Below are 17,559 nucleotides of genomic sequence, written 5' to 3'. Positions count from 1 at the left end.
ACATGACCGAAGAAAACACCGAATTTGATTTTCAAAAAGCCCTTAAAGGCATCCAGGAAGGTAAACCCTTCACAGGTAAGGGCGGCGTCCTTACATTATTAATCAAAAATCTTGCTGAAGCTGCTCTTGAAGGAGAGTTGGAGTCCCATCTCGGGCAGGAAGTTTCTGCCAACCGCCGTAATGGAAAAAGCAAAAAGACCATTAAATCCCTGGATGGTAAATTTGAGCTGGAAACCCCGCGTGACAGGGCCGGAACCTTCTCTCCACAGATCGTCAAAAAACATCAGACAACGCTCAGCGATGAAATTGAAAGAAAGATAATAGCCCTTTACGGCCTGGGCATGAGTTATAATGATATGGCTTCCCATTTACAGGAAATCTATGGACTTGAGATTTCAAATGCCACTCTGAGCACCATTACCGATAAAATCATCCATACCGTCAAAGAATGGCAGGCCAGGCCGTTGGAAAATGTGTACCCAATCGTATGGCTTGATGCCATACATTATAAAGTACGAGAAAACGGAAAGGTCGGCAGCAAAGCCGTTTACACAATTCTTGGGGTGAATATCGAGGGCCGCAAAGAGGTTCTTGGGCTGTACATATCCGAGAATGAGGGTGCGAACTTCTGGCTGCAGGTGTTAACAGACCTTTCAAACCGAGGGGTAAAAGATATCCTGATTGCCTGTGTTGATGGTCTAAAAGGTTTTCCCGAGGCCATTGAGACCATATTCCCGGACACAGAAGTTCAACTCTGCGTAGTCCACCAGATCCGAAATTCATTGAAATACGTTGGTTCCAAAAATAAAAAGGAATTTATGGCAGATCTAAAACGTGTTTATAAAGCGGTCAATAAGGATCTGGCCGAAGAAGAACTGGATATCTTGGAAAATAAATGGAATGACAAATACCCGATTGTGATAAAATCCTGGCGGAACAACTGGGAACGCCTCAGTCATTTCTTTAAATATCCAGAAGAGATTCGACGGATAATATACACCACAAATACCATTGAGGCTGTGCATCGACAGTTTCGAAAACTGACCAAAACAAAGGGATCATTCCCGAACCAGGACAGCCTGTTAAAGCTGCTTTACATGGGGATCCAGAACGCCAGTAAAAAATGGACAATGCCGATTCAAAATTGGTCACTGACAATTTCCCAGTTGGCAATTTTCTTTGAAGGCCGGCTGGATAAAGAGCTGGGAATTTGATAGGGATTTATTTACAGATGGAAAAGATGGTTCCAGGAACTCCACTCCAGCAAAAGTCAACTCCTCCGACGTGGCTGATTGAAGGCCCATTCTCGGACCTGACTTTTACTTCCGCTGGCGCTGAGGCAGATCCGGGAACCGAAACCGTGACACAGAATTCTGAACATTCCCTTGTTTCAGGGAACATGCAATGCGGATATCTTTAATGCTTGGATCGAACACCAGTTGAGTCCACATCTGAACGATAATCATGTCGTTGTGATGGATAACGCATCCTTCCACAAGGGCGAAGAAACCAAATATTTGATCGAAAGAACTGGTGCAGCTCTTTTGTTTTTGCCCCCGTATTACACCGGATCTCAATCCGATTGAACACGATTTTGCGGCCCTAAAAACCATCCGTGAATACAATGAAAACGAAACGATTGATGAAATTATCAGGATGTATAAATAATTATCGGCATTGCTATATCCACGATCCATAACACCTGTTTGCCCCTTGGAAAGTATTTTGGGAACAAAAGTGCGTTCAGCGCCGTTGCCTTCAGTCAAAAAGATTTTGTTTGGGATTCCGTGATTAATGTCAAATCCGCAATGTACTTTGGCTTTTTTACTTCCTTTTCTGTAGTTCGCCCAGTGCATTGAAAGGACTGCATTTATGAGACTACCGTCAATGGAAACCAACTCTCCTAACTCGGCGTGTTCACCCGGATGACACTCAAGAGCCTGTTTATAAAGATCCTCAAAGATAAATTGCAGTTGTTCGAGTCCCCTGTGATTGATGGCTTCACAGAAACTACTACGGCTGATACCACCGTCTGGCGCAATATTTTCTTTAGCAAAAACATTCTCCTTGAGATCCTGAATTAAATGTCGGGCAGACTTGTGCTCCTGAAGATGGAAATAAACCAAAGCATTTATCTGGTCTTCGAATGTCATTTTTAAAGGGCGGTCTCCTCGAGATTGTAATTCCGGTGCTTTTGAAAGTGACTTTATCAGAGGGCACCTGAAATTGTCAAAGTTCAGGGACCGTAGTTGTTTTTTAGGGACTGAGATGTGCGTCATTTGAGCTCCTTGAGTTAAGTTTTCAAGGCGCACAAAATTTTTTACGCACATTTGTCAACACAAAACAGACTGTTTTTTCAATGATTTTAGATGCTTTTTATATGCAACAATCTAACCGGACACTACTGATTATTGATAACCACGAGACCCCTTCCGACAGCTACATTTTTTATGATGCACTGGTTAAACTTGGTACTCCGAATCAAAACCAGACGAAAAGACCTGTTCGGGTTGTTGGCTATAAAATTGCTGGCGTCAAATACTATGTGGCAACTGACAGGCATGATTTAACAGCGGAACAAATAGCAACAATTTATAAACTCCGGTGGACCATTGAGGATTTTTTCAAATGGTGGAAAGAACATCTGAAGGTATATCATCTCATTGCCCGCAGTGAATACGGCCTTATGGTTCAGATTCTTGGCGGCCTTATCACTTACCTGTTACTGGCAATCCATTGCCAAAAACAGTTTAATGAAAAGGTCACGATCAAAAGAGTTCGGCAGCTGCGAACCGCCATTCTAAATGACCTGTTTGGCTGCGAGGAGCAGGGCTCTCATAGTTCAAACAGGGACAATATTGTCAAAGATCAAAAAATTATTGAGCAAGCAAAAACCTAACCGGACATCACTGATGTTTTAATATGATCAACACGATTCTTACAGGCGGATATAATATATTTTAGGCTCAATTTACCCGAGCGCTGCAAAAAAGTTTTAACTGGGGTTAATCAACCCGGTCGACAACCAGTCTGAAGCCCATAAAATACGTGTGAATGCCGGGCAGGGCGCTCTGTCTTGCCCGGCAACAGGATGAAGACACAGGATCCACAAAAGAGCCCCCCCGGACCACCCGGGGGGTATGGCTTTGTCCACGGTCCTTGTTCTCATCATCCAAATCACCCCTCTTGTATGCCTTTTTTCCATGGGCCTTGTTTTTATAGGCATCCCGGTCATAGATATCCCGGCACCACTCCCTGACATTTCCGCCCATGTCATAGAGGCCTGCCCTGTTGGGAGAAAAACTGCCCACAGGGGCTGTCCGCCCCCGAAAGGATCCTGAATTGCACCCCCCGCAATTTGCCCGGGGCTGAAACCCATCCCTGCCCCAGGCATAGCTTGATTTTTTGCCCCGGCTTGTGCAGGCAAATTCCCATTGGGCCTCGGAGGGCAGTGAAAATCCAAGGCCGGTTTCCCTGTTGAGCCTTTGGATGAATTCCCAACAGGCCGTATACGACACCTGTTCCACGGGCAGGCGATCCCCTTTGAACCTTGAGGGATTAACATCCATCAGGGAAATCCATTGTTCCTGAGTCACCTCATATTTTCCCATCCAGAACCCGTCCAGACAAACTTTATGCACAGGGCTTTCGCCCCGGTCACAGCCATGGGAGTCTTGATCGCGGCAGCCCATTTTAAAACATTTTCCCGGAATCCAGACAAATTCCATCCCTGTGACCGGTTCAATATAGTTTTTTTTCTGTCTTGCCCCGGCCTGGACCGGCAGATCAAATCCCAGGTCACAATTGCCTGAATATTGCCAGAGTTCAAGTGAGTTCCATATTTTTTCAGCGCGTTCTGCCCCCAGATCATGGGCCTGCTTTATCCAGCATTTGGCTTTAAAGGGATCCTTGAGCACCCCCCGGCCATGATAATAGGACAGCCCCAATTTGCACATGGCCTGGACATCCCCCTGACGGGCGTCAAGAATAAGCCTTTCCACCGACACGGGATCCCCATCCCATTGGCAAAATCCCGGTCCGTTTCCCAGAACAAGACTAAATATCAAACCCGCAATAAGGGCAACCTGTCTCATATGAATTCACTCCTTTTGGATATGGGCAATCCAACCCTTTATAATATAAACCACCCCGGAACAGAATACCTGGTTCATTTATTTTCGCTATCCTCAAAAAAGCATTGACAAATAGGAGGCAATCCTATTTAATAACCAAAACTAAACAGTTGAGGCAATTATTTTGAACACCTTTTACGAGCAATGCAAAGCCAATCATTTAAAAATCACCCCCCAGCGGGTTGCGGTATACAAGGCGTTGTCCTCGTCATTGTCCCACCCCAGCACGGATCAGATCCACAGGGAATTAAAAAAGGACTTTCCCAACATCAGCCTGGATACGGTCAACAGAACCCTGATCTCCTTTGCCAAGGCCAATTTGATTGATGTGGTCGAGGGGCATGGAGACCCCAGACGGTATGACCCCAACCAGGAAAGTCACCACCATTTTTATTGTGTTTCCTGCCGTAAAATTTTTGATATCCACGATAATAGCCTGGATTGTCTAACCCTTTCCCCTGAAATAGAAAAAAAATTTACCATCACTGGAAAACGGCTCTGTCTCACGGGATTTTGTGATCAATGCCGCAGCCCCCAAAAAAAGGCTGCTGAAAAATCAACCGGATGAGGGACTATCCCCTCAACACAATCATTCACCCCCAACGATAAGGAGAATTAAAGCATGGCAAGTTTAAAAGGGACCAAAACAGAAAAAAACCTGCTCACCGCATTTGCCGGTGAATCCCAGGCCCGGAATCGTTACACCTATTTTGCAAGCAAGGCAAAAAAAGAAGGCTTTGTCCAGATCTCAGACATTTTTACAGAAACGGCCAACCAGGAAAAAGAGCATGCCAAACGCTTTTTCAAATTCCTGGAAGGCGGAGAGGTTGAAGTTGTTGCAGCCTTTCCGGCCGGTGTCATCGGCACGACCCTGGAAAACCTCAAAGAAGCGGCAGCCGGGGAAAAATGTGAATGGGAAGAGATGTATCCTGAGTTTGCCGCCCAGGCCAGGGAAGAAGGGTTTGAGGCTGTTGCCATGGTTTTTGAAATGGTTGCCGTTGCCGAAAAGCAGCATGAAAAACGCTATAGAGAGCTGGCCGCCAATGTGGAATCAGGCGCTGTCTTTAAAAAAGAAGAATCTGTGACCTGGCGCTGCCGCAACTGCGGTTATGTTCATGAGGGGGAAGAGGCCATTGAAATGTGCCCGGCTTGTGCCCATCCCCAGGCCCACTTTGAACTATTGGCAGAAAACTGGTAGGCCAAGGCCTTTTAAATCAAACCCAAAAGGGTTCTTTTCCCTGTTTCCACCTGTTGGATATGATCCGGGAAAAGAACCCTTTTCTATTGCCCAATGAATTGACAAAAATTGAATATGAACATATATTTACAGGCAATTTTAATTTGAAATAGGAAAAAAACATGGCAGAGAATATTATAGATCTCAACGACGACTCTTTTGAAGAATTCCTCAAAACATCAGACAAGCCCGTAATGGTGGACTTCTGGGCCCCTTGGTGCGGTCCGTGCAAGGCCATTGCACCTACGGTGGAATCCCTTGCCAAAGAGTTTGGGGATAAAATGGCGTTTGCCAAGGTAAATGTGGATGATAACCCCATAAGCCCAAGCAAATTTGGGGTCCAGGCCATCCCCACCCTGATTTTCTTCAAAAACGGAGAAGTTGCCGAACAGATCACGGGTATGGTTGCCAAGGAAAAACTTGAAGAGACCCTCAAAGGCGTTCTTTAAGGAGATCATGATGAGTGATTATGATCTAGTAATCATAGGAGCAGGCCCTGCCGGTTTAACGGCCGGCCTTTATGCTGCCCGCGCCAGAATGAAGGTATTGCTTTTGGAAAAGGCGGTGCCCGGCGGACAGATTCTTATCACAGACTGGATTGAAAACTATCCGGGATTTCCCCAGGGTATCAGCGGGTATGATCTGGCTGAAAAAATGAAAGACCAGGCCGTTGAAATGGGACTGGAAATAAAGACCGCTGAAGTTCACGGCCTCAACCTTGGCATGGACACCAAAGAGATTATCTTAAAGGACCAGAGCATAACAGCAAAGTCCCTGATTATTGCCTCGGGTGCATCCCCTCGTAAACTTGGCATCGGAGAAGACAAATACATGGGAAAGGGGATCTCTTTTTGTGCCACCTGTGACGGCCCTTTTTTCAAGGAAAAAACCCTTGTGGCCATTGGCGGCGGAGATACCGCGGTTCAGGAATCTATTTTTCTGACCAAGTTTGCCAAAAAAGTCTATCTGGTCCACAGGAGAGATGAACTTCGGGCCACTAAAATTCTCCAGGAAAGAGCCTTTGCCAACGATAAGATCGAGTTTGTCTGGGACTCTGTTGCCACAGGGGTTGAAGGGTTTTTCGGCATAGAAGGCGTAAAGGTTAAAAACCTGAAAACCAGTGAAGAATCCGTTATCAAAGCTGAGGGCTGCTTTATCTGGGTCGGGATACTGCCCAACACGGAATTTGTAAAAGAGGCGGTTGAAACCGATGAGGGCGGCTTCATCGTTGCCGATGCCAATATGCAGACCAATGTCCCTGGGGTATTTGCCGTGGGGGATGTCAGAGATACGCCCCTGCGCCAGGTTTCGACTGCGGTTGGAGATGGTGCCATTGCTGCGGTTTCCGCTGAACACTATATCGAGAATTTATAAAATGAAAAAATGCCTTATTATCGGAGTATTGGTGATCTTTCTTTCCGGGTGCTCGCTTTTTGAAGAATCCAGCCAGATGAATAAAAGTGCCCAGCAGCTGGCTGCCGAAGGTGCTGCAGCATTTATGAACGAGGACTATGAAGAGGCTGTCAAGGCCTATACCGATCTTAAGGACTGGTATCCGTTCAGCAAATATGCCATCCTGGCAGAACTGAAAACAGCAGATGCCCATTTTAAACTCGAAGAGTATGACGAAGCCATTGTCGCCTATGAAGGCTTTGAAAAAATGCATCCCAGAAATGAGGCTGTGCCTTATGTCATCAACCAGACCGGGCTGTGCTGGTTCAACCAGATGGATACCGTTGACCGGGATCCGGGACCGGCTAAAAATGCCGTTGCCCAGTTTCAGCGCCTGGTTCAGCAGTTTCCCAAGAATGAATTGACCCAAAAGGCCCAAGGGTATATTGAAGACTGCCTTGACAACATTGCCGGCCATGAACTCTATGTGGCTGACTATTATTTTAAAACCAAAAAGTACAAGGCTGCCATGAAACGGTATGAGTACATTGTGGAATATTTTCCAGGAACCCAGCAGAGCGAAATTTCCCTGGACAAAATACCCAAGGTTCTCGCAAAGATTCCCCAGGAACCAGAAAATATCCAGGCGCCAGAAGAGAAACAAGAGATTGAAGAGGCGGAAAAAGAATAATTTTCCTTTACTTTTGAATCAGACTGCTGTATCTATCTTTGGTTATTATTTTGATAAAGCGTTTTTGTTTAGGAGTGTAAAAAATGTCAAAAGAATGTGCAATTTGCGGAAAAAAACCAATGGTCGGCAACAATGTCAGCCATGCTCATAATCTGAATAAGAGAAGATTCAACCCAAACCTTCAGAGAGTCCGCGCAGTGGTAAAACCGGGTTGTGTCAGAAAAATCGACGTATGCACCTCCTGTATCAAAGCAGGCAAAGTCGTTAAAGCCTCTTAGGGCGGTCTGACAATACAGGTCCGGCAGCATCGCCGGCATTGACAAAACATTGAGTTCCGTCATGTATTCATACATGACGGAACTTTTGTTGTTTTGTCTTTTTTTTAGCGCACTACAAAATTTTGGAGGCCAGCTCCGCAAGTTCTGAGCGTTCTCCTTTTTCAAGGTTAATATGGGCGTACAATTTCTGGCCTTTCATTTTTTCTATGATATAGGCTAGCCCGTTGGTCTGGCTGTCCAGATAGGGATGATCAATCTGGAAAATATCTCCGGTGAATATGATTTTCGTTCCTTCTCCTGCCCTTGTAATAATTGTTTTTACCTCATGGGGGGTCAGGTTCTGGGCCTCGTCCACAATAAAAAAGACCCTGACAATGGATCGCCCCCGGATATAGGAAATCGGGGTGATCACAATCTTTTCCTCTTCAATCAATTCCCTGATTTTTTTACCGGCAGAATGATTCTCGTTAAAATGATTCTGGATCACAGAAAGATTATCGTACAAGGGCTGCATATAGGGATCAAGCTTGGAGGCCACATCACCGGGTAAAAAGCCTAAATCCTTATTGCTCAAGGGAACCACGGGTCTGGCAATGAATATCTGCCTGTAAAACTGCTTTTTTGCCAGGGCCAGCAGGGTCTTTCCCGTGCCGGCCTTGCCCGAAACCGTGACCAGGGAAATATCCGGGTTGAGCATGGCGTTCAGGGCAAAGGTCTGCTCAGAATTTCTCGGCTTGATCCCATAACAGGCCCTGGATTGAATCAATTTTACGGTTTGACTTGCCCCGTCAAAAACAGCCAGGGCAGATTTAGATCCGTTTTTAAGCACCAGATTTTCATTTGAATAAAAATTTAATTTATCTCCAAGGCTTGCGGTCGGTGTTTCATAGGGCTTCTGGTAAAGCGCGTCCAACACGTTGGAATTAATGTTTTCAACCACCTGCAGTCCCGTATACATCTCTGAAATATCTTCAATAAACTGGGAGTTATAATTTTCCGTTTTCAACCCGATGGATCGGGCCTTTAGCCTCAAATTCACATCCTTGGTCACAAAAACAACATTCTTGAACCTGTTTTTCTTGGCAATGGAATAGGCAATGTTCAAAATCCGGATATCCGGGGTGACCTCACTGAAATTCTCTTTGATAATGGGTTCCAAAGTGTTATCCAGCCGTATGGCAATGCACCCTTTTCCTTTGCCCATTGGCGCACCGCCGTTGAGCATCTTGTCGCTGGACAATGCATCCAGGGTTCTTAAAAAATCCCGGGCATTGCAGTTAATGACGTTGTTCCCCTTCTTGAATTTATCCAGTTCCTCGATCACGGTTATGGGGATATAAATATCATTATCCTTAAATTGATGAATGCAGGCACTGTCATGAAGAATTACGTTGGTGTCCAGAATAAAGATTTTTTTCATACAAATCTCCGCATTAAATTACTGGTATCAGCATCCGGGATATAAACACCCTTTCCATTTTTCATGGATTTTCCCCTGACCCTCCGGGGAGGCGGTCCGGGTCCAAAGAATAAACAAAAAGGCGTATTTTTTCCTGGAAACTTAAATCACCGGGGTCGATGATTTTTAAATAAAAGGCGTGGACGTGGGGGATACCGGACCTTTCATTTCCGGTCTTCTGGCAGGGGCTGGTAAACAATTTATCTTTACCATAACATATCCAGGTTGAGGGGTTAACGTTCGGGCCCGGCCGCAAATTTAGACCCGGCCATGGTAACCATAGATCATTTTTCATTGGCTATCTATAGGAATCTTACACATACTTTGGTTAGGAAATGATGACCGATCGTATTTTTAGTCGATTCGAACCACTCTTTTTACGTCAGTCACTTTTTTAACCCGCCTGATTTCAGACATGATTTTTTTAAGCTGGTCACTACTTTCCACCATGATGGTGAAATAGAAAAACCCGATCCCCTCTTCAGTGGTTTCGGTCTGGGCATTGAGAATGTTGATCTTGGATTTGGAAATCACCGCTGCAATGTCGGCAAGAAGGCCATGGCGGTCATCTGTTTTGATCCGAATGGAGGCAGGATAGGATTCGTTAAGATCCTGGCTCCACTGGACATCAATTTTTCTTTCACTGCTCATTTTCATGACGTTGACACAATTTTTTCTATGGATGGTCACGCCCTGGCCCTGGGTGATATAGCCGGTTATCGGATCTCCGGGAAGGGGGGAGCAGCATTTGGAAAATTTGACCAAAATATCATTTAAGCCTTTGACAATGATACCGTTATCCCTTTTGCCCGTATTCCGGCTGACAATTTTCTTAAGGTCTGCCTCTTCTTTTTGTTCCCGCTCTATATCCGGCAAAATCTTGTTGAGGACCTGGAGGGGGGTGAGCTTGCCAAAGCCCACATGAGCAATAAGATCGTCCACGGTTTTGAACCCGTAAGATTCCGCCACCTTGCCGATCTCTCCTGATTTGATCAGCGCATTGAAGTTATGATTCCGCTTCCTGAATGTTTTTTCACAGATTTCCCTGCCCAAAGAAAAGCTTTTTTCCCTTTCCCGGGCATTGATATCCGCCCTAATTTTGGTCCTGGCCTTGACGGTCTTGACAAAGTTGAGCCAGTCCCGGCTGGGCTGGTGCCCCTTGGTGGTAATAATTTTTATGGTGTCACCGGTCTTGAGTTCATGGGCCAGGGGAACCAGCTTGCCGTTGACCTTGGCACCGGTGCACTGGGCTCCGACCTCGGTATGGATCAGATAGGCAAAATCTACCGGGGTGGCTTTTTTGGGCAGGGTCTTGATTTCACCGGCAGGTGAGAACACGTAGATTTCCCCCGGATAAAGGTCAATCCGGACATTTTCCAGAAACTCATCCGGATCATTGTAATTTTCCTGGTTTTCAACCAGATTTCGGATCCAGGCAAAGAGCTCCCCTGTGTTTTCATCAATATTGCTCCCCTCCTTGTAGGACCAGTGGGCAGCAATGCCGGATTCTGCAATCCGGTCCATATCCTGGGTGCGGATCTGAATTTCCACCCGCTCCCCTTTAGGCCCGATCACCGTGGTATGGATGGACTGGTACATATTGGGCTTGGGGTTGCCGATATAGTCTTTGATCTTGTAATAGATGGGCTTCCACATGGAATGGATGGCACCCATGGCAGCATAGCACTGGGGAACGGTCTCCAGGATGATCCTGAAGGCGATCACATCGTAGACCTCGTCAAACTCCAGGCTCTGGGCAATCATCTTCTGGTAAATGGAGTAATGGGCCTTGTACCGCCCCTTGATGTCACAGGGCAGCTCCATCTCCTCCATCTTATAGTGTAAAGAGGTGGACACCTCTTTGATATAATTTTCTTTTTCGTCCTTTGCCCGGTTGACCAGGGCTTCGATCCGGTCATGCTCTTCTTTTAAGGTATAAAAAAAGGCAATCTCTTCCAGCTCGTGCTTGATCCAGAATATGCCCAGACGGGCGGCAATGGGGGCATAGATATCCAGGGTTTCCTGGGCAATGGCGGCCTGTTTTTCAGGTTTGCGGTGGTATTTCAAAGTCCGCATATTGTGAAGCCTATCTGCAAGCTTGATCAAAACCACCCGGATGTCGTCAGCCATGGCCAGAATCATTTTCCTCAGGGACTCTGCCTGCTGAACGGCCTTGGTGGTGGAAGGCAGGGCAGACAGTTTTGTCACCCCCTCCACAATATGGGCCACCCCTTTACCGAACAAGTCCTGGATATCTTCCTTGGTGGCAGGGGTATCTTCAATAACATCATGGAGCAGGGCTGCAGCAATACTTTCAACGTCCAGCTTCATATCCGCCAGAATGTCAGCCACCTCCAGGGGGTGGGAAAGATAGGGCTCACCCGAGAGTCTCACCTGGCCCTCGTGAACCCTGGCAGAGTAGATATATGCCCGGTCAATCAGGGAGACATCCGCATCTGGATTGTAATCGTAGATTTTATCCAATATGTCGGTGATTCGAATCATCTAATTGGCGATCTCCTGGGGCACACCTTAATATGCCTTGGCAAACAAGACCCGCTGCTCGCTTTTTTCTCCGCAACAGATACAGGTTCCCTCTTGTTTGGGGCTGTCAAAGGGAATACATCGAATGGTCACGGACAGCTCTTTTTTAATCTTTTCTTCACACCGGCCTGACCCGCACCAGTGGGACATGACAAAGGCCCCGTTGTTATAACCTTTTGCCTTTTTAAACAGGGTGTAAAATTCTTTTTTATCGTCAATGGAAAAAGTGTTTTCCTCCCTAAAGGCAAGTGCCCTTTGGAACAAGGTGCTCTGGATATCATCCAGAATCTCTCCAATGGTGTCCACAAAGGTCTCCCTGTCCATGCCGGCCTTTTTATTGGTATCTCTTCTGGCCATGAAAACAGAGTTGTTTGCAATATCCCTGGGCCCGATTTCAACCCGGATGGGAATCCCTTTTTTCACCCACTCCCACCCGCGGGCACCGCCGATATCCCGGTTGTCAATCTCCGCCTCCACGGGCCGGCCGTGGTATAGTTTGGCCCCAAGGGCCTCTTTTAAGGCCTGGGCGCTTTTTAAGGTCTGGTCATTGTCCCCACCCTTTTTCAGGATGGGCAAAATCACCACATGGGCGGGCGCGACCCTGGGCGGGACCACCAGGCCGTCATCATCCGAATGGACCATGATCATCCCCCCGATCATCCGGGTGGAAGTGCCCCAGGAGGTGGTCCAGGCGTGGGCCTCTTCCCCGGCTTCATTCTGGAAGGTAATATTGGATCCTTTGGCAAAATTTTGTCCGAGAAAATGGGAAGTCCCGGCCTGCAGGGCCCTTTTATCCTGCATCATGGCTTCGATGCAGGTGGTGTCATCCGCCCCTGGGAAGCGTTCTGATTCCGACTTTTGCCCCCTGATCACGGGCATGGCCAAATGCTCTTCCACAAACTTCGTATAAACATCCAGCATCTGCAGGGTCCTGTCAATGGCTTCTTCTTTGGTGGCATGGGCGGTATGGCCTTCCTGCCAGAGAAACTCAGAGGTCCGCAAAAACATCCGGGTCCGCATTTCCCAGCGCACCACATTGGCCCATTGGTTGAGCAGAATGGGCAGATCCCGGTATGAAGAGGTCCATTTGGACATGGATTCTCCGATGATGGTCTCGGAGGTCGGGCGCACAATCAGGGGCTCGGCCAGTTCTCCGGCAGGTTTCAGCCCGCCATCTTCAGATTGTTCAAGTTTGTGGTGGGTGACCACGGCGCATTCCTTGGCAAAGCCTTCCACATGCTCGGCCTCTTTTTCAAGGTAGCTCAAAGGGATAAACAGAGGAAAATAGGCATTTTTAACCCCGGTCTTCTTGAACATGGCATCTATTTGGCGCTGGATATTTTCCCAGATGGCAAACCCCCAGGGTTTGATGACCATGCACCCCCGGACCGGTGAATTTTCGGCCATGTCCGAGGCCTTTACCACCTCCTGGTACCACTGGGGATAGTCCTCTTCCCGGGTGGGGGTGATGGCTGTTTTAACTTTTTTACCCATTTATATCCTCCGCATCTTTTGTCATTAAATCAATTTCTTCAAGCAATTGGTCCACCAGGCAGTCCTGGTCAATTTTTCTGATCACTTTTCCCTTTTTAAACAATATCCCCTTGCCGTCTCCCCCGGCAATGCCGATATCGGCTTCCTTGGCTTCCCCGGGGCCGTTGACGGCACAGCCCATAATAGCAACCTTAATCCTTGCAGACCGTTCAAGTAAAGCTTTTTCTGTTTGTTCGGCAATTTTAAACAGATCGATTTTACACCGGCCGCAGGTGGGGCAGGAAATCAGCTCAGGCCCACGCTGGCGAATACCCAGGGCCCGTAAAATTTCAAACCCGGTTCTGATCTCTTCCACAGGGTCCCGGGTCAAAGAGACCCGGATGGTATCCCCGATCCCCTCGGACAGGAGTATACCAATGCCGATGGCTGACTTGGTAATGCCGGCATAAAGGCCGCCGGCCTCGGTTACCCCCACATGAAAGGGCACATCGGTCAGGGGAGCAAGCAGGCGATAGGCTTCCACGGTCCGCTCCACATCCGAGGCCTTTAAAGAGACCTTTATATCGTAGAACCCTAAATTTTCCAAAATCCGGATATTGGAAAGCGCACTCTCCTTCATGGCCATTGGGGTGGCCCCGTATTTTTTGGCAATCTCCTTTTCCAGGGAACCTGCATTCACCCCCACCCTGATGGGCAGGCCGTGGGCTTTGGCACAGTCAACCACCGCCTTGATCTTTTTTTCTTCTCCGATATTTCCCGGGTTGATCCTCAGCCCATCCACCCCGGATTCCGCAGATGCCAGGGCCAGTCGATAATCAAAATGGATATCGGCAATCAAAGGGATATGAATGCTCTCTTTGATCTGCCGGATGGCCCGGGCCGCATCCATATCCGGCACTGCCACCCGGACAATTTCGCACCCGGCCTTTTCCAGAGCCAGAATCTGTCCAATCGTGGCTTTTGCATCCTGGGTCTGGGTATTGGTCATGGACTGAACCGACACCTTTGCATCAGAACCGATCTCCTGGGATCCCACCTTTATCTGCCGGGTCCTTCGCCGTTCTTTGACCAATGCCATGGCTGTCCTTTTCAAATTAAAGGGTTATAAAAACGTAAAATGCCTGTGCCGGATGGCCCCGGCCCAAGCAAAAAATGTCCAATCGTATTAGGATACCATATTCATACCCTGCTTTTCAAGACAGCAAGCCCCATCAGATGGGCTCCCTGTCACAAAAGGGTTTAACAAGATGTGCCGGCAATTCAAGCCAGGCTTAGTGATCTTCCTGGTAAAAGACGACCACCGCCTCTTGATCACGCTCTGCTATCTGCTGGGCCACCTTACCCGGGACAATTTCAAACAGCCCATGAAGGCTCACAATGGCCAAATCTCCGCGACTGAGTTTCTTGGTTATATCCTCGTTAACGTAAAGTTTTTTAATTTTTTTGCCCACCTTAAAATAATAGGGGGCCTCGTATTTATCCAGTTTCAGCCGGTTGGTTTCAATGAGCTGTCTTACCTGAGATAGTTTTTCAAGCCTGGCTTTTTCCCGGTTGAGCTGACGGTTGAGTTCCTGGCTTCGCCGGGCCTGGACCGCCTGGTCCTTTTGGGTTTGGTTTATTTCAGGGGAAATTTTCTTTCCCTTGTTTTTCTTACGCTTAACCCGTTTTTCATGTTTGGCCTTTTTAGCCTGTTTTTTATCAGCAATCCCGGCTTTGAGGAGCTGATCCTGCAATGATAATCCCATGGAAATCCTTTTTATAAAAATATATCCTTACAATAATATATCCTCTCCCCTGAAATCAAGAGGGGGCAAGACCTTATTGCATGGGTTGTCTTTAGCTGATATCTTGATTGTTATGAATGGATTTGCTTCTCTTTTGTATCCTAGAAGGAGTGGAGACCCTCAAATATCAGGACAGAAATGATACACCTCCCCAGAAATACAATCCTGGGCGGGTTGATCTTTTTTTTATGGCCTCAACCGCTCAAAAACGATATGATACTGAGTTTCAACCCTATTTACAGGAGCCATATCCCATGAAAATACTATTGCTGATGCTGGCATTTGCAGCCGGAATGTTGGCCCCTCTGCAGGCTGGAATGAATACCAGGATGGGACGGGCCATTGGAGACCCTTTTTACGCCGCTCTGATCTCTTTTGCCGTGGGCACCATGGGCCTTTTGGTTTACGGCCTGGTCTGCCGAATGGAATTTAACGCCATCCGAGAGATCTCCCATGTCCATTGGACCCTGTGGTTTGCAGGCCTGCTCGGCGCATTTTACGTCACCGCCACCATCATACTCACCCCAAAGCTCGGGTCAACCTTGACCTTCTGCCTTGTCGTGGCAGGCCAGTTGGTCATGGCGCTGATTCTGGACCACTTTGGCTCTTTTGGCATACCGGTTCAGCCGTTTAACTGGCCGCGCCTGCTCGGGGTGGCACTCATTACGGCGGGAGTATTGTTAATACGCAAATTTTAGTTTGCCAGATCAGCACCGAACCAAAGACCTCTTGACCCCTTGTTTCCGGGGACTTATAGTAAAAAACAATCCATCACAGAGAAGATATTTTTCAACCTTTCAAAAGGATATGAACACAAGATGTTTGATTTAATCAAAAAAATGATCAGCACCGGCAAGGACAGCACACCCGCCACAGATGAGGATGCGCTGACCGCCCATTTAGCCCTGACCGTACTGCTGCTTGAGGCAGCCTATGCAGATGGTGAGTGCAGTGAACAAGAAAAAGAGCATCTTGCTGAAACACTTGTGGCAAATTTTGATATCTCCCCAAACGACATTCACACCCTGATCAACGACAGCAGAAAAGAGCGCAAAGAGTACGTAAACCTTTTCCGCTATACCCATTTTATAAACGACAATTTTAATGAAAAACAAAAAATGGACATCATGGAATCTGTCTGGCGCATTATTTTACTGAACAATCACCTTGAAGCCCATGAAGATCACTTTGCCCATAAACTTGCAACCCTTCTTCGTTTAGGTCACAAAGATTTGATCGACGCCAAGCTGCGGGCACGAAAACAGCTGTCATAAAAAAGGCTGTGATTTTAAATTCATGGCCTCTTATACCACAAGATCAATCTGCTGGACGGACCTGACAGCCCCCTCTTCTGTGAGAGCGACACCCGAAGAAGAAACCTGTCCCAATGCGCTGTTGTCACTGCCCGTAAGTAAAAAATCGGAAGAGACGTTTCCCAGGTGAATGGCGCCAATGCCTGACTCAGATAATTTGGTCAGGACATCTTCTCCATGGGCGTCCATGGACCAGACCATCAATTGTTCGTAAACCGCATCATTTTCATCAATCCAGTGATTCTGGTCCTGGTCGTAAAAAGACAGTTCCCGGAACCCGTCTCCTGTGGTCGGGCCGAACAATTCCCTGCCGTTGTTGATCTGTTTGTCATTGTTCAGGTCCAGGGCCAAAAATCCGCTCCCGGATTTCAGCCGGGCAATGGTTTGTCTCTCTCCGTCTCCGTTCAGGTCAAATTCCATTTTTTGGTCGCTCAATTGCGCAGCCGTTCCCTGAAAATTGATCACCAGGGGATCAACCATCTGAATGGTCTCATAGGAAAAACGAGCAGACTCTCTTTCCATGGCCACATCCAAAGAAAAATTGAGGGTCTGGCCGTCCTGGGTTTCAACCACCCCCCTTGCCCGGACAAGGGTATTTTGAGTTTCCGTTTGCCAGGTTCTTTTCAGCTTAGAGGCCTGATCCGTCCGTGCCACAGGACTCAGGGCATCTGCCTTTTTCCTGAATTGAAAAGCCATCTCCCGGTACAAGTCAATCTGCTGATCCTCAAGCGTGTCTGCCGTGGCATTGCCGGGATTTAGGTTTTCACCCGGTCCCATCTGCCGGGAGCCAGAAGGGGTCAGATCCTTCTGACCCTGGCTTTGAAATTCCGACACCAGCAGATCAATGGTATCGGCGGCCCAGGAAAAAACAGAGCTTAAATAGATATTTTTTTCCAGATCATCGTCCAGATCCACCGCCGTCCCCTGCACTTTTGTCCGGGAACCCCACTCTGACCTGGCCTCATCCCGAATCTCCACGGTATCCTTACCCCGGGTCTGATAATAGGCCGAAGCCCGGCTGGTTTGGCTGAGGCGGGATTGTGAAATTGAATCATAATGAACTTCAGAGGTATTTATTTTCATTAATTTGATCCTCCTTGAGGTGATCTGGCTGACCTTAGTTGAAAAAAAGCGATGCCTTGATCTCTTTTTCCACACACGCATATACATCAGAGAATCGGTATGGTTCACAAAATACTTTACTATGTTTTTAAATAAAAATCGCCCTGGTGAA

17 protein-coding genes and 2 pseudogenes are annotated in these 17,559 nt (G+C 47.4%); 11 read left to right on the top strand and 8 right to left on the bottom strand.

What is annotated here, in order from left to right:
• The first annotated feature begins 2 nt into the window (after positions 1-2).
• A complete protein-coding gene (locus tag HUN05_02340; protein ID WDP84139.1) occupies positions 3-1,214 on the top strand; it encodes an IS256 family transposase in 1,212 nt (403 codons plus the stop codon).
• A gap of 156 nt (positions 1,215-1,370) precedes the next feature.
• Positions 1,371-1,586, top strand: coding sequence for a transposase (locus tag HUN05_02335; GenBank protein WDP87890.1), 216 nt, complete (start codon positions 1,371-1,373; stop codon positions 1,584-1,586).
• A 96-nt stretch (positions 1,587-1,682) separates the two neighbouring features.
• Here HUN05_02335 and HUN05_02330 read toward each other — a convergent pair.
• Positions 1,683-2,279: pseudogene (locus tag HUN05_02330) on the bottom strand (IS4 family transposase).
• Positions 2,280-2,434: 155 nt separating this feature from the next.
• On the opposite strand from HUN05_02330, the pseudogene HUN05_02325 reads away from it, so the two are divergent.
• Positions 2,435-2,899 (top strand): annotated as a pseudogene (locus tag HUN05_02325) (transposase).
• Between the two features lie 106 nt (positions 2,900-3,005).
• Here the strand turns inward: HUN05_02325 and HUN05_02320 are convergent.
• On the bottom strand, positions 3,006-4,094 hold the full coding sequence (locus HUN05_02320) for an SUMF1/EgtB/PvdO family nonheme iron enzyme (protein ID WDP84138.1): 1,089 nt from the start codon (positions 4,092-4,094) through the stop codon (positions 3,006-3,008).
• A 163-nt stretch (positions 4,095-4,257) separates the two neighbouring features.
• Here HUN05_02320 and HUN05_02315 point away from each other — a divergent pair, with 163 nt between their 5' ends.
• The 6 genes from HUN05_02315 to HUN05_02290 all read left to right on the top strand — a co-directional run bounded on the left by HUN05_02315 (position 4,258) and on the right by HUN05_02290 (position 7,731).
• Positions 4,258-4,701, top strand: coding sequence for a transcriptional repressor (locus HUN05_02315; protein WDP84137.1), 444 nt, complete (start codon positions 4,258-4,260; stop codon positions 4,699-4,701).
• Positions 4,702-4,755: 54 nt separating this feature from the next.
• Positions 4,756-5,331 carry a rubrerythrin family protein gene (locus tag HUN05_02310; protein ID WDP84136.1) on the top strand — a complete coding sequence of 192 codons (576 nt, stop codon included), beginning with the start codon at positions 4,756-4,758 and terminating at the stop codon, positions 5,329-5,331.
• A gap of 161 nt (positions 5,332-5,492) precedes the next feature.
• The gene (gene trxA, locus HUN05_02305; protein ID WDP84135.1) at positions 5,493-5,819 is read left to right on the top strand and encodes a thioredoxin; all 327 of its coding nucleotides are present in this window, start codon (positions 5,493-5,495) and stop codon (positions 5,817-5,819) included.
• 10 nt (positions 5,820-5,829) lie between these two features.
• Positions 5,830-6,744 carry a thioredoxin-disulfide reductase gene (gene trxB / locus HUN05_02300; protein ID WDP87889.1) on the top strand — a complete coding sequence of 305 codons (915 nt, stop codon included), beginning with the start codon at positions 5,830-5,832 and terminating at the stop codon, positions 6,742-6,744.
• A gap of 1 nt (position 6,745) precedes the next feature.
• Positions 6,746-7,453 carry an outer membrane protein assembly factor BamD gene (locus tag HUN05_02295; GenBank protein ID WDP84134.1) on the top strand — a complete coding sequence of 236 codons (708 nt, stop codon included), beginning with the start codon at positions 6,746-6,748 and terminating at the stop codon, positions 7,451-7,453.
• An 83-nt stretch (positions 7,454-7,536) separates the two neighbouring features.
• Positions 7,537-7,731, top strand: coding sequence for a 50S ribosomal protein L28 (locus HUN05_02290; GenBank protein WDP84133.1), 195 nt, complete (start codon positions 7,537-7,539; stop codon positions 7,729-7,731).
• A gap of 112 nt (positions 7,732-7,843) precedes the next feature.
• Here the strand turns inward: HUN05_02290 and HUN05_02285 are convergent, their stop codons facing one another.
• The 5 genes from HUN05_02285 to HUN05_02265 all read right to left on the bottom strand — a co-directional run bounded on the left by HUN05_02285 (position 7,844) and on the right by HUN05_02265 (position 14,973).
• The gene (locus HUN05_02285; GenBank protein WDP84132.1) at positions 7,844-9,151 is read right to left on the bottom strand and encodes a PhoH family protein; all 1,308 of its coding nucleotides are present in this window, start codon (positions 9,149-9,151) and stop codon (positions 7,844-7,846) included.
• A gap of 393 nt (positions 9,152-9,544) precedes the next feature.
• On the bottom strand, positions 9,545-11,695 hold the full coding sequence (locus HUN05_02280) for a bifunctional (p)ppGpp synthetase/guanosine-3',5'-bis(diphosphate) 3'-pyrophosphohydrolase (GenBank protein WDP84131.1): 2,151 nt from the start codon (positions 11,693-11,695) through the stop codon (positions 9,545-9,547).
• Positions 11,696-11,722: 27 nt separating this feature from the next.
• Positions 11,723-13,228 (bottom strand): proline--tRNA ligase, encoded by a 1,506-nt coding sequence (locus HUN05_02275; GenBank protein WDP84130.1) that lies wholly within the window; start codon positions 13,226-13,228, stop codon positions 11,723-11,725.
• Entirely contained in the window at positions 13,221-14,306 is a 1,086-nt protein-coding gene (gene ispG, locus HUN05_02270; GenBank protein WDP84129.1) for a flavodoxin-dependent (E)-4-hydroxy-3-methylbut-2-enyl-diphosphate synthase, read from the bottom strand. Before ispG ends, HUN05_02275 begins: the two co-directional genes overlap by 8 nt.
• Before the next feature lie 193 nt (positions 14,307-14,499).
• The gene (locus HUN05_02265) at positions 14,500-14,973 is read right to left on the bottom strand and encodes a DUF2058 family protein (GenBank protein WDP84128.1); all 474 of its coding nucleotides are present in this window, start codon (positions 14,971-14,973) and stop codon (positions 14,500-14,502) included.
• A gap of 293 nt (positions 14,974-15,266) precedes the next feature.
• Between HUN05_02265 and HUN05_02260 the strand changes: the two genes are divergently transcribed.
• Complete coding sequence (locus tag HUN05_02260; GenBank protein ID WDP84127.1) at positions 15,267-15,710, top strand: DMT family transporter; 444 nt, start codon at positions 15,267-15,269, stop codon at positions 15,708-15,710.
• A 120-nt stretch (positions 15,711-15,830) separates the two neighbouring features.
• Positions 15,831-16,286 carry a TerB family tellurite resistance protein gene (locus HUN05_02255; protein ID WDP84126.1) on the top strand — a complete coding sequence of 152 codons (456 nt, stop codon included), beginning with the start codon at positions 15,831-15,833 and terminating at the stop codon, positions 16,284-16,286.
• Between the two features lie 30 nt (positions 16,287-16,316).
• On the opposite strand, the gene HUN05_02250 is transcribed toward HUN05_02255, so the two are convergent.
• The gene (locus HUN05_02250) at positions 16,317-17,408 is read right to left on the bottom strand and encodes a hypothetical protein (protein ID WDP84125.1); all 1,092 of its coding nucleotides are present in this window, start codon (positions 17,406-17,408) and stop codon (positions 16,317-16,319) included.
• Positions 17,409-17,559 lie beyond the last annotated feature (151 nt).

This window comes from Desulfobacter sp. (assembly GCA_028768545.1).
Lineage (GTDB): Bacteria > Desulfobacterota > Desulfobacteria > Desulfobacterales > Desulfobacteraceae > Desulfobacter.
The sequence above is the reverse complement of the archived record's forward strand: the minus strand, read 5'-3'. Positions and strand labels throughout refer to the sequence as shown.